The organism is Nocardia sp. CA-119907, assembly GCF_050955995.1.
Classification (GTDB): domain Bacteria; phylum Actinomycetota; class Actinomycetes; order Mycobacteriales; family Mycobacteriaceae; genus Nocardia.
This window is the reverse complement of the sequence record NZ_CP192091.1, coordinates 5799659-5811746: the sequence shown is the minus strand read 5'-3', so window position 1 is coordinate 5811746 and position 12088 is coordinate 5799659. Positions and strand designations below refer to the sequence as shown.

The 12088-nt window shown below is 66.3% G+C and carries 13 protein-coding genes; 5 read left to right on the top strand and 8 right to left on the bottom strand.

Annotated features, from left to right (window positions below; translation table 11 throughout):
• The first annotated feature begins 112 nt into the window (after positions 1–112).
• A complete protein-coding gene (locus ACQP2D_RS25580) occupies positions 113–967 on the top strand; it encodes a bifunctional 5,10-methylenetetrahydrofolate dehydrogenase/5,10-methenyltetrahydrofolate cyclohydrolase (RefSeq protein ID WP_433678449.1) in 855 nt (284 codons plus the stop codon).
• Positions 968–1072: 105 nt separating this feature from the next.
• Here ACQP2D_RS25580 and ACQP2D_RS25575 read toward each other — a convergent pair whose 3' ends face one another.
• The 3 genes from ACQP2D_RS25575 to ACQP2D_RS25565 form a co-directional block, all read right to left on the bottom strand.
• On the bottom strand, positions 1073–1492 hold the full coding sequence (locus tag ACQP2D_RS25575; protein ID WP_433678448.1) for a hypothetical protein: 420 nt from the start codon (positions 1490–1492) through the stop codon (positions 1073–1075).
• A 43-nt stretch (positions 1493–1535) separates the two neighbouring features.
• Complete coding sequence (locus ACQP2D_RS25570) at positions 1536–2933, bottom strand: FAD-binding oxidoreductase (protein WP_433678447.1); 1398 nt, start codon at positions 2931–2933, stop codon at positions 1536–1538.
• A 184-nt stretch (positions 2934–3117) separates the two neighbouring features.
• On the bottom strand, positions 3118–3552 hold the full coding sequence (locus ACQP2D_RS25565) for a MarR family winged helix-turn-helix transcriptional regulator (protein WP_433678446.1): 435 nt from the start codon (positions 3550–3552) through the stop codon (positions 3118–3120).
• An 81-nt stretch (positions 3553–3633) separates the two neighbouring features.
• On the opposite strand from ACQP2D_RS25565, the gene ACQP2D_RS25560 reads away from it, so the two are divergent.
• Positions 3634–5394 (top strand): ABC transporter ATP-binding protein, encoded by a 1761-nt coding sequence (locus tag ACQP2D_RS25560; protein WP_433678445.1) that lies wholly within the window; start codon positions 3634–3636, stop codon positions 5392–5394.
• 33 nt (positions 5395–5427) lie between these two features.
• Here ACQP2D_RS25560 and ACQP2D_RS25555 read toward each other — a convergent pair whose 3' ends face one another.
• Positions 5428–5844: a winged helix-turn-helix transcriptional regulator gene (locus ACQP2D_RS25555; protein WP_433678444.1), complete on the bottom strand. Its 417-nt coding sequence runs from the start codon at positions 5842–5844 to the stop codon at positions 5428–5430.
• A 67-nt stretch (positions 5845–5911) separates the two neighbouring features.
• On the opposite strand from ACQP2D_RS25555, the gene ACQP2D_RS25550 reads away from it, so the two are divergent.
• Positions 5912–6820 carry an NADP-dependent oxidoreductase gene (locus ACQP2D_RS25550; protein ID WP_433678443.1) on the top strand — a complete coding sequence of 303 codons (909 nt, stop codon included), beginning with the start codon at positions 5912–5914 and terminating at the stop codon, positions 6818–6820.
• Here the strand turns inward: ACQP2D_RS25550 and ACQP2D_RS25545 are convergent, their stop codons facing one another.
• Positions 6821–7525 carry a hypothetical protein gene (locus ACQP2D_RS25545; protein WP_433678442.1) on the bottom strand — a complete coding sequence of 235 codons (705 nt, stop codon included), beginning with the start codon at positions 7523–7525 and terminating at the stop codon, positions 6821–6823.
• A gap of 583 nt (positions 7526–8108) precedes the next feature.
• On the opposite strand from ACQP2D_RS25545, the gene ACQP2D_RS25540 reads away from it, so the two are divergent.
• Positions 8109–8294, top strand: a complete 186-nt coding sequence (locus ACQP2D_RS25540; protein WP_433678441.1) for a hypothetical protein — start codon at positions 8109–8111, stop codon at positions 8292–8294.
• 567 nt (positions 8295–8861) lie between these two features.
• On the opposite strand, the gene ACQP2D_RS25535 is transcribed toward ACQP2D_RS25540, so the two are convergent.
• Both ACQP2D_RS25535 and ACQP2D_RS25530 read right to left on the bottom strand, forming a co-directional pair.
• Positions 8862–9614, bottom strand: a complete 753-nt coding sequence (locus ACQP2D_RS25535) for a L,D-transpeptidase (RefSeq protein WP_433678440.1) — start codon at positions 9612–9614, stop codon at positions 8862–8864.
• A gap of 179 nt (positions 9615–9793) precedes the next feature.
• Complete coding sequence (locus ACQP2D_RS25530; protein ID WP_433678439.1) at positions 9794–10426, bottom strand: cyclodeaminase/cyclohydrolase family protein; 633 nt, start codon at positions 10424–10426, stop codon at positions 9794–9796.
• Between the two features lie 117 nt (positions 10427–10543).
• On the opposite strand from ACQP2D_RS25530, the gene ACQP2D_RS25525 reads away from it, so the two are divergent.
• A complete protein-coding gene (locus ACQP2D_RS25525; protein WP_433678438.1) occupies positions 10544–11581 on the top strand; it encodes an LLM class F420-dependent oxidoreductase in 1038 nt (345 codons plus the stop codon).
• 100 nt (positions 11582–11681) lie between these two features.
• Here ACQP2D_RS25525 and ACQP2D_RS25520 read toward each other — a convergent pair whose 3' ends face one another.
• The gene (locus tag ACQP2D_RS25520) at positions 11682–12074 is read right to left on the bottom strand and encodes an STAS domain-containing protein (protein WP_433678437.1); all 393 of its coding nucleotides are present in this window, start codon (positions 12072–12074) and stop codon (positions 11682–11684) included.
• Positions 12075–12088: the final 14 nt, after the last annotated feature.

The window sequence follows — 12088 nt, the reverse complement described above, 5'->3', positions numbered from 1 at the left end:
CGGGTAATTGCCGGAGGCGATCCGCGCGTTATTTCCCGACTCCGGGCAAATCGGACGGCACGGGGTGACCGCTCGAACCGACCGCGGGGTGCAGCGGATAGGGTGTGACAACGTGGATACCGTTTCGCTGTCCGGCAAGGAACTCGCCGCCGCCATCAACGCCGACACCAAGGAGCGCGCCGCCGCGCTCACCGCGAGCGGAACCGCGCCGCGCCTGGCCCTGATCGTGGCCAACGACGATCCGGCAAGCGCCTGGTACGTGAACTCGCTGCGCAAGGCCGCCGAACGTCTCGGAATCGCCTGCGACACCATCGATCTCGGTGCCGACGCGAGCATTCAGCAGATCCGTGACGAACTGAGCGCCCGCAGTGCGGACACCGGCATTGATGCGATCATGCTGCAGACACCGCTGCCCGCCGGGGTCAGCCTCGACGATGTCAGCTCGGCCATCGCGGCCACCAAGGATGTCGACGGCGTCAGCCCGCTGTCCCTCGGCCTGCTCGCCTCCAACCTGGACGGCTTCGTCCCGGCCACCTCCGAGGCCGTCGTCGAACTACTGAAGCATCACGAAATCCCGCTCGCCGGTCGGCATGTCGCCGTGGTGGGCCGCTCCAATATCGTCGGCAAGCCACTGGCCCAACTCCTGCTCGCCGAAAACGCCACCGTCACCATCTGCCATTCCCGCACCACGGACCTCCCCGCTGTCACCTCCGCCGCCGACATCGTCGTCGCCGCCGCAGGCCGCATCGGCCTGGTCACCGGCAAACATATCCACGAAGGCGCCACCCTCATCGATGTCGGCACCAACGAAGCGCCCGACGGAAAAATCGTCGGCGACGTAGACGCGGACTCCGTACGCGGCAAGGCCTCCGCCCTCAGCCCCGTCCCCGGCGGCATAGGCCCGGTAACCACCGCCCTCCTGATGCGCCACGTAGTCACCGCCGCAGAAAAGGCCCGCACGGCCTGATCGTTCACCGCGCACCCGGTCGCGTCGTACCGGGTTCGGGCGGCTGCGATCGTAAGTGCCGCGGGTTGTCGAGTGCCTTTGCCGCAGTGCGGTTTCGGCGTACTGCTATCGAGCGCTGGTGCGGATTCGGTAGTAGCGCAGGGCGAACCAGGTGAACAGGAATGCGGCGGTGCTGGAGTAGATCAGGTTGATGGTTACGCCGGTGGTGGGGGTGACGCCCAGGTCGTGTAGTTGACGGGATTTGATCGGGTCGATGCCGTGGATCAATTCCCAGGTGGTCGCAGCGACCGCGATCCACTGACCGCCCAGAGCCACGGTCGTGATGGCGATGATCCATCGGTGGCCGCGCAGCACCAGCGCTGCGGCGCTTGCCAGTGCGACGGCGACGATCAGGAAGCTCGCTGCGCGGGCGGGGCTGTGGTGGGTGAGCGAGGCCGCGCTGCCGAACGCGGCCAGCGCGACTCCGGCCAGCAGGAGCAGGGCGGTGGCGATTCGGAGTGGGCGGTGGAATGCGCTCAGCAGCACATTCTCATGCTATGGCGCGGCAGGTCTTGCGGGGGGCGCGTTGTCAGCCGGGTTTGATGTTGACGTTGCGGTGGAAGACGTTGCCGGGATCGTAGTGAGATTTGATGGTCGCCAGTCTGGCGTATTTGGTGGCACCGTAGGACGTGCGGACCCGGTTTTCGTCGGCGTCGCCCATGAAGTTCACATAGCCGCCGGAGTTGGAAGCCAAGGGGTGCAGTGCTTCCCAGATCGTTCGGGCCCAGGTTCGTTCGGTGGCGAGGGTTTCGGGGTCGAGGGCGGCGGCTTGGATATTGCACGCATAGTGCGCGGTACGGGCGCCGCCGAATGCGGTGTCGCTCTCGCCGACGGCGGTGAAGGCGCCATTGAGCGTGAAAATGGGCAGGAAGGATAGGGGTGATGCCTTGTTACCGGCGTGCTCGGTGATGACCGCGATCACCCCATCGGAGAGATCGTCGAGGTCGAGACTCTTCTCATAGGCGTAGGCGCCCCACGGCGCGGAGTCGTCGAGCATGCTCTGCAATCCGATATAGGGGATGGGCGTAATGAATTCGAACAAAGGTGGTAGCGCGGCGCGCAGCGGGGCCACCGCCTGCGCGTGCTCCTCGATCGAGCCGAAACCAGCGACAATGAGGGCATGGCCCGGCATCAAATGGAACTGCTCCGGCACGAAAGGCGCTGGCGGCGCGGATAGTCCGGCGCAGACCAAGACTCCCGAGCGCAGTGGCAGCGTCGGGATGAACTCGCGGAACAGCCGCAGCGCGGCACCTCCGTCCGCGAGCCCCCAGAAGAAGAAGCCGAGCTGCACTTCGGGTCCGACCGGATGCAGCCGAAACTCGAATTCGGTGACGACGCCGAAATTGCCGCCACCACCACGCAGCGCCCAGAACAGGTCGGAGTGTTCGGCTTCGGAGGCCCGTACGATCCGGCCGTCCGCGAGCACGACCTGCGCCGACACCAGGTTATCGATCGTCAGCCCGAACATGCGCGTCAGCCAGCCCATGCCACCACCGAGCGTGAGCCCGCCGACGCCGGTATCGCTGATCACCCCGCCGGTCACGGCCAGCCCGTGCACCTGAGTCGCGGCATCCATATCCGCCATGGTCGCGCCGCCGCCGACCCGGGCACGCGCGGCTTCCGGATCCACCAGGACGCTGTTCATCAACCCGAGGTTGATCATCAGCCCGTCGTCGCCGACACCGGTGCCGCTGTAGGCGTGGCCACCGCCGCGGACCGATACCTCGAGCGCGTGTTCCCTGGCGAAGGTGAGTGCCGCGGCCACGTCTTCGGGGGATAGGCATTCGGCGATCACCGCCGGTCGCCTGTCGATATCGCCGTTCCAGACCGCGCGGGCCGCGTCGTAGCCCGCGTCGTCGGGAGCGAATACCGGCCCAGCCACCCTGGCCCGCAATGCTCTGATATCGGAGCTCGCTGTTCGGGTCATCGCATATCTCCAGCTACCAGGCCCCGACCATTTGTGTACGGAGTTGGTCACGCGATCCGCGTCGTCGACTCCGCTGCGGCACCGGCACACAGGCGGTGCACTCCAAGAGCGCGTCAGGTCTCGAATATGGCGCGCATCACAGTCTATTGGCGTGCCCCGCTCATCGCTGAGAAATAGCGGTCGGTCACGCCCGCATCGCGGCTGCTTCGAGTGTCGCGAGCAGGTCGCGCAGGGTCTCGCGCTGCTCGGACCCGAGGGTGGCGAAGACTTCCTCGGCGGCCTGACGGCGGGCTGCGGCCATCTGTGAGAGGGCGGCGCGACCGGAATCGGTCAGGGTCACCAGGGTGGAGCGGCGGTTGCTGGGGTCGGGGGCGCGCGAGACCAGGCGCGCGAATTCGAGGGCGTCGACCACGGTGGTGGCGGAGCGGGGGACGATGCCGAGGTGATCGGCAAGGGCGGCCATCCGCAGCGGCTCGTCGTGGTGGCCGAGAATGCGGAGCGCGCGTGCCTGGCCTGGGGTGATGCCGAGCGGTGCGAGGCGGGCGACCTGGTTGCGGCGGATGCGCTTGGCGGTGCGCAGGAATAGCTCGGGGAGGTCGGGATCGGGAGCGGTGTCCACGATGTTGAGCATAACTCATTGTTTCGGGAACAATTATGAGTCATGCTCAGTTTGAGGATGTAGCTTTGAAAGGAGGCGCCTGTGCAGCCCCCACATCAACTTCGCCGGATCGTCCGGCTGTTTCGTCCCTATCGGGCGCGCCTGGCTCTGGTCGCCGCACTCGTCGGTTTGTCCTCGCTGGTCGCGCTGGCATCGCCGTTCATGCTGCGCGGCATTCTCGACGACGCCCTCCCGCACGGCCGCACCGGCCTGCTGACCGTGCTCGCCGCGGGCATGGTCGCGGTCGCCGCGCTGACCGCCGTCTTCGGCGTGCTGCAGACCTACATCTCCACCGCGGTCGGCCAAGAGGTCATGCACGATCTGCGCTCCGCGGTGTATGCGCAGCTACAGCGAATGCCGTTGTCGTTCTTCACGACCACGCGTACCGGCGAGGTGCAGTCGCGGATCGCCAACGATATCGGCGGCATGCAGTCGACGGTCACCTCCACCGCGACCTCGCTGGTCTCCAACTTCACCACAGTGATCGCGTCGGTGATCGCGATGATCGCGTTGGACTGGCGGCTCACCGCGGTATCGCTGATCATGCTGCCGTTCTTCGTCTGGATCAGTCGACGCGTCGGTGACGAGCGCAGGAAGATCACTGCGCAGCGCCAGCAGAAGTTGGCGGGCATGTCGGCGATCGTGGAGGAGTCGCTATCGGTGAGCGGCATACTGCTCGGGCGCACGATGGGGCGCTCACCCACGCTGGTCGACGATTTCGCGCAGGAGTCGCGCGGGCTGGTCGACCTGGAGATCCGCTCCGGCATGGCGGGGCGGTGGCGGCAGTCGACGATTCAGATCGTCATGGCTGCCATGCCCGCGGTCGTCTACTGGGCGGCGGGATTGACTGTCGCGGCGGGACATCCGCTGGTATCGATCGGCACGCTGGTGGCGTTCACGACCTTGCAGACGAGTCTGCTGCGGCCGATGGTGCAGTTGCTCTACACCGGTGTGCAGGTGCAGAGTTCGATGTCGCTGTTCGGCAGGATCTTCGAATACCTGGATCTCGAGCCCGATATCCGGGAGCCGATAAAGCCTGTGCCGGTGCCGGATTCGGGTGTGCAGGGCTCGGTGCGCTTCGATCACGTCGGCTTCGGCTACGGCTCGGGGGCTCGGGATGTGTTGCGGGACATCGACATCACCGTGCCCGCCGGATCCAGTCTGGCCATTGTCGGCGCGACCGGCTCCGGTAAGACCACACTCGGATACCTGGTGGCGCGACTCTACGACGTGACATCGGGATCGGTGCACATCGACGGAATCGATGTGCGGGACATGTCCTTTGCCGATCTCGCCGCCGCCGTCGGTGTGGTGTCCCAGGAGACCTACCTGTTCCACGCCTCGGTGGCGGACAATCTGCGCTTCGCCCAACCCGATGCGACAGATGAGCAGTTGTACGCCGCCGCGCGGGCCGCGCAGATCCACGATCACATCGCGAGCCTGCCCGACGGCTACGACACGCTGGTCGGTGAGCGCGGATACCGCTTCTCCGGCGGCGAGCAGCAGCGCTTGGCGGTGGCGCGGGTGATCCTGCGCAACCCACCGATTCTGGTGCTCGACGAGGCCACCAGCGCGCTGGACAACCGAACCGAGCAGGAGGTGCAGGCGGCCATCGACGCGCTGTCGGAAGGTCGAACCACCATCACCATCGCGCACCGGCTCTCCACCATCCGCGACGCCGATCAGATCGTCGTCCTCGACCAGGGCCACATCATCGAACGCGGCACCCATCGCGAACTGATGGACGCCGACGGTCGGTATGCCGCCCTCGCCTCCGGTGGCGACCTGGTCCGGGCCGCCTGACACGACACTGAGCGTCGTGAAGATTTGTCGGCCTCAGACGGGTTCGGGTTCCGCTGCCGCGCGCGTGTCGAAATCGTCTCGGGCGGACAGGATTTCGTTGTGGTGCCGGACCGACCAGACACCCATCGCGTGGCTCAGTTCGCCCAGGCTGGCACCCAAATCAGTGAGCGAATACTCGACCCGCGGCGGGACGGTCGGGTAGACGGCGCGGCGGACCAGGCCGTCGCGCTCGAGGTTGCGCAGGGTGCGGGTGAGCATCTTCTGGGTGATGCCATCGAGTCGGCGGCGCAGGTCATTGAAGCGCACCGGACCGCCCGCCATGCGCAGCACACCGAGGACCAGCAGCACCCATTTGTCCGCGAGCACGGTGAGCACTTCGCGTGCCGGACAGTTGGTCAGATAGGCCTTGACCAGGTTATCGGAGTCGGACCAGTCGACGATGGTATCCATCGGGTACCTCGGGATCATTGAAGTGCCTTCTTTCCCTTGGATACTAGGGGAACGCAGAATCGTGGGCATGCTGACAATCACGCAACGAACATTCGGTGCTCCCGAGGTCCTGGAAATCGTCGAGGTCGATCGGCCGAGTGCCGGGCCGGGCGAGGTGCTGGTGCAGGTTGCCGCCACTGGTATGAATGCGGCGGACTGGAAGCTGCGGTCCGGGCTGGTGCGCAAACTCGGCGATCCGCCGTTCACACTGGGTTTCGACGTGTCCGGGATAGTGGCCGAGGTCGGCCCCGGCGTCGAGCAGTTCGCCGTCGGCGACGAGGTCTACGGCATGGTGCTCAGCCGGCACGGCGCCTATGCGGAATACGTTGTGGCGCAGGCCGATTTCCTCGCACCGAAACCGGCAAGCCTGGACCACATCCACGCGGCGGCAGCGCCGACCGCAGTGCTGACCGCCTGGCAGGGACTTGCCGAAGTCGTTGCCGGGCAACGCGTGCTGGTGCATGCGGCGGCGGGCGGTGTCGGGCATTTCGCGGTGCAGATCGCGAAGTACCGCGGCGCGTACGTGATCGGTACGGCCCGGACCGCCAATCACGAGTTCCTGCGCGATTTGGGCGCGGACGAGGTGATCGACTACACGACAACCGATTTCGCGGATGCGGTGCGCGATATCGATGTGGTCTTCGATCTCGTCGGTGGCGCGTACGGGTCACGATCGTTGCCGGTACTCGCGGACGGCGGACGCCTGATCGACGCGCAGGGCAATGATGTCGAGGACGATCCGCGATATGAGCGACTGTATGTGACACCGTCCGGCAGCGACCTGCGCGCGTTGTCCGCCTGGTTCGACGACGGGCGGTTGCGGGTCGAGATCGATCAGGCACTGCCGATGGCCGAGGTGGTCAAGGCACACCACCTGAGTGAATCCGGGCGCGTTCGCGGGAAGATCATACTGGTGCCGTGGAATTCGCCCGTCTGACTATTTGGCGGCGCTGATCGCGGTGATCAGGGTCTGGCTGCCGATGCGCGCGGTCGTGACGGCCTGAGGCTTGTAGGTGATCGACTTCGAATCCGGTCGAAATTCGGTCACCTGCACCAGATACTGGCCGACGAAGGCACCCGGAGTGACGATGATGCAGTGTGTCGTGCCCGCCGGAATCCCATCGATGCCCTGCTGGATCGTCGCGGCGGGGGAGACAGATGCGTTGGGAGCCACGAACTCTCGGGTCGCCTCGCCGGATCGGGTGACGTAATACGCGTACTGGAAGGCGAAGATGACTGCCGGTCCGGAATCCATTCCGCCGGCCCCATTGCCCTGAAATTTGCTGCCGACCTGCTCGGCCGGACATTGCGCGGTGGGCGTCGGATCGGCAATCGCGATCTGGCTCGGGCTGGACGAGGCCACCGTCGCCGGCTGCGGATTCGGGTCGAGCTGAACGAAGGCCACGACCAATAGCCCGGCGGCGGCGACCGAGCCGACGAGGACGGGCAGCCATCGTCGCGTCGACCGATTCCGTCCCGACCGATCGATCATGGCCGCCAACGCTTCCTCGTGCCGGAAGTAGTCCGGCGCGGGCGGCTTCTCCTCCGGAAGCTCCTCGACCCACTCGGGCCGGTCGTCTTGATAGTCGCGCCCCTGCTCGTTGAGTTCCCCGATACCCGCATGAATCATGTTCTGCCGCATCGGATCTTGCGCTTGATAGGCGGGATCCGGAGAGGCGAGCGAGTGTAGCCGAGGTGGCTGTGAGGGCGCGGCGTGGTTCGGGCCCGGCTGGGGCCGGTGCAATGCGGCATCGGAGTTGATCGGGTTCTGGCGCATGGGATCTCGCTGAACCGCGGGCTGCCGCATCGGGCGCTGCATAGCGGGCGCTTGCCTTGTCGGACCCTGCCCCACGAACGATCCGTTGCTGATATCGGAATGAATAGGGTTCTGCCGCACCGGATTTCGCTGGATCGGTACTTGCCGTCCCGGGCCGTGCGCCGTAGGTGCGTGCTGAATCGGATCGTGCGATGCCGGAGCGTGGCGGCTCGAATCCGGCACGGTCGGCTCGTATGGCTGCTCGGCAGGTGCGTGATGTTGTGGGTGCTGCGATATCGATCCGTGCTGGTTCGGCGCCGAAGCGGTGGGGTTTTGCGGGAGTGTCTCACGCGTCGGGACCGGGGCTCGGCGGGTAGGTGGCTCCTGGATCGGATCCCGCTGAATCGGGCCGGTCTGGCCGGGGCCCTGCGGCTTTGGGGTTTGCGTGCCCGGACCTCGGTGACCGGTTATGCGACGGAACGGGTCCGTTGTCGTCGGCATCGGCGCGTCGGGCATCTGGCCGAGCGGCCGGGAGGGTGTTGCGCTCTGGTCGCTCGGTATCCGGCGCAGCGGTCCGGAGTCGGTGGGTGCCTGCTCGATGGGTACTCGCCGCAGTGGTCCGGAGTCCATCGGTGCCCGCTCGATCGGAACCTGATGGTGCGGACGGGTATTGGTCGATGATTGATCGCCGACGATTCGGCGGAACGGGCCCGTGTCGGCCGGCAGCCTGGGGATCGGCCCGGTTTGCTCCGCGTCGATAGGTACGTGGCGCAGCGGGCCCGTATGCCTCGCGGCTTGGTCGACGGGGTTCTGGATCGGGCCGCGACGGTTCGCTGGCGCCGGGCGCATCGGGCCCGGCCTGATCGGGCTTTCGGGTGCCCGTCCGATTGGGCCGGTGCGGTGCGGGCCCGGAGCTTGGTGGAACGGCACCTGATCGGGCCCCGCTGGAACTTGCGGAATCGGCATTCGGCGGTGCGGCACGGGGTGGTTCGGATCCTGATATGTCCTCGGGTCACCGAGCGGTTGTTGCGGCGCAATGCTCGGTTGCGGGCCAGTATTGGGCCGCGAGGTCATATCCGGTCGATCCATGGCCCACCTTCATCAGGTCATACCGTCAAGTGTGTCCCGCAGTTGTATCAACCCCGGCAGGATACTGCCAGGTTTGCTGCGGTCGACGAAAATGAGGACCGGTGTCGCGGAGGAAAATCGGATTGTCTACGGCTCACCAGTGCACGGTCACCGGGTCTCCGACGCCGACGGTTCCGTAGTACCAGGCGGCGTCATCGGGGGCCAGGTTGATGCAGCCGTGGCTGACATTGGCGTAGCCCTGCGAGTCCACCGACCAGGGTGCGGAGTGTACGAAAACACCGCCCCACGTGAGGCGTTCGGCGTACTCGCCATTGATGACGTACCCCTCGGGCGAGCTCAGCGGAATGCCGATGGTGCGCGAGTCGAACACGACCGAACGGAACTTTTCCAGCACTGGGAAGGTCCCGGTCGGCGTCTCCCAGCCGGGCTTGCCCATGGAGGCGGGCATCTGTCGGGCCACCGCTCCGCCGATGCTCACGGTAAAGGTGTGCGCCGACATATCGGCATCGCCGACCACGCCCGCATTGGTGCTGAACTCGGTGCGTGCGTTACCGGCTTGTACGGTGATCGGAGCCCGAGCGGGCAGGAAACTCGTTGGCGTCCAAGTCAGTTCGCGATCGCTCGACCAGAAGAAGCGGCCGGGCAGTGCGGCGGTGGCCCGGATCTCGACCGACTGTTCGGCCCGCTCGCGGTTGGCGACCGGTGTGGCGAATCGAATCGTCACCGGAGTCGCGACGCCCACCTCCTGGCCTGTCGACGGCGAAATCGCCGATACCGTGTCGACCCCGGGTTTGAGGATGGTGGTGGCGATCGCCGGTCCGGACCCGAACGCGGCCAAGGCCACGACGACGGTCGCGAGGAAGAAATATCTGAGTGCGCTCCGCAAGGTTCCACCCCTTCACGCTGGTGTGGGACGCAGAAATCCATTCTAGGACTTCATGATCAACTCGACGTACCGGTTCTGTAACGGCCGTCCAGATCCACAGTTTTCGCTTATAGGGGTCGCGTACCCGGCGCCGAGTCGGACAAACGACCAAGCGCGAGTACGACCGTTCGGTTGCAGACTCAGCCGCGCACGGCGTGCACTACGTCGGCGTGCAATGCGTCCGCGCGGGCGGTGATCTCGTCGATGCGGATCAGCACCGTCGCGAACTTATCGCCTTGTTCGGCGCTCAGCGAGCCGACGTTGATTTCGATATTGAGCTGCGAACTGGTCGCCGCGGCGCGGGCAGCGTCGGCGGCGGCACCGATATCGGTGACCACATTCGGATTGCCGATCGGCAGCAGTTCCGCGGCCAGCGAGAGCACCTCGTCGGCCTCGTCGACGACGGCGGCGGGCACCCGGGCGGCCTCGATCAACGCGGCGGTAATCGCATCGGCTCGCGCGGCGGTCTGTTCCGGGGTGTCCTTCGGCAATTTGTACGCGCTGCCGACGGCGGTGAACGCGGCCGCGTCGGCGTCGGCCAGTGCGAGTGCACGTTCGCGGGCCGCGTCGGCCGCCTCGATGATGCGGTCGACGATCGGCCGGTGCTCGGCATCCTTGGCCCGGGTGGTGTACCGCGCGACCATCGCCACCAGTGCGGCGCCCTGTGCGGCGTGCAGTGCGGCGACGGCGCCGCCACCGGGTGCGGGCACCTTCGCGGCCAGGTCGGTCAGGTACTGCGCGAGGTTGGCCTCAGCGAAGGAGGTCTGCGACACGGCGGGTGGCCTTTCGTTTTCCTGCGACGACAGTGAAGAACTACCGCGAATACGCTACCGCCCGCGCGGGGGTAGCCGGTGCAGGCCCGGTGCGTAGCTGCGGTTATGTTGAGTGCTATGCGGATCGGATTGAGCATCAACTACTCGGGTGGCTTCAAAGAGGCGGCCGCCGAGGTGGCCGACCTGGAGCAGGCCGGACTCGATATTGTTTTCGTGCCGGAGGCATACTCGTTCGATGCGGTGAGCGCGCTCGGGTATCTGGCGGCCAAGACCACGCGGCTGCAGCTGGCCTCGGGCATTCTGCAGATCTACACGCGCACGCCGAGCCTGACCGCGATGACCGCCGCTGGCCTGGACTTCGTCTCCGATGGCCGGTACGTACTCGGCCTCGGCGCGTCCGGCCCGCAGGTGATCGAGGGCTTCCACGGCGTGCCCTACGACGCGCCCATCGGACGCACCAGGGAACTGGTGGAGATCTGCCGCAAGGTGTGGCGCCGGGAGCGGCTGGAGTACCAGGGCAAGTACTACCAGATCCCGCTGCCCGCCGATCGGGGCACCGGCCTGGGTAAACCGCTCAAGCTGATCAATCATCCGGTACGCGAACGCATCCCGGTGCTGCTCGCCGCGCTCGGCCCGAAGAATGTGGAGTTGGCCGCGGAGATCGCCGAGGGCTGGCAGCCGATCTTCTTCGTCCCGGAGAAGGCCAAGGAGATCTGGGGCGAATCGCTGGATGCCGGTCTGGCCAAACGCGATCCGATCCTCGGCGAGCTGGACGTTTACGCCGGTCCCGCACTGGCCATCGGCGAGAATGTCACGCCGCTACTGGAATTCGTGAAGCCGCATCTGGCGCTCTACATCGGCGGCATGGGCGCCAAGGGCAAGAACTTCTATCACACCCTGGCCACCAAGTACGGCTATGGCGCCGAGGCGGACCGGATCCAGGAGCTGTACCTGGCGGGCAAGAAGGAAGAGGCCGCCAAGGTCGTCCCGGACGATCTGGTGCGCGACATCTCTCTGGTCGGCCCGGCTGGATTCGTGAAGGAGCGGATCGCCGCGTTCCGCGAGGCGGGTGTCACGGTGCTGAATGTGGTGCCGATGGCGGCGACCCCGGCCGAGCGGGTCAAGTTGATCGAGCAATTGCGAGAGCTGTGCTGAGCTGAAAACGGATATCCCGGCCCCGCCGTCACGGCGGAGGCCGGGATTCCGGTCCATCCGGGGCCGGGAGTCCGTCGCGACGACGGCATCCGGCCCGCTCTCAACGCAAGCTGGCCAGCGCCTCGGCCAGGGTGGTGTGCAGCGCGAACACCTGATCCAAACTCGTCATCTTCAGCTGACGACTGGTGGCCGGACCGTCGGCGACGATCACGATGGTCGTCGTGTCTCCGGCCCGCTGATGCGCTGCGACCAGCGTCGCCATCCCCGCCGAGGCGAGGAAGCTGACCGCGGTCAGGTCGATGATCAGCACCGCTGGTCTGCCATTGAGGATGGCCTCGATGGTGTTCTCCAGCGCTGGTGCGGTCGCCAGATCGACTTCGCCGGACACCGTCAGCACGGTCGCGCCTTCTTGTGCCTCGACCGTGGTGGTCATCGTGTCCGCGAGGGGGTACGCATCTCCGGAGTTGGTGGTCACATCATCACAATCTGCCATGAACCCGCCTTTCG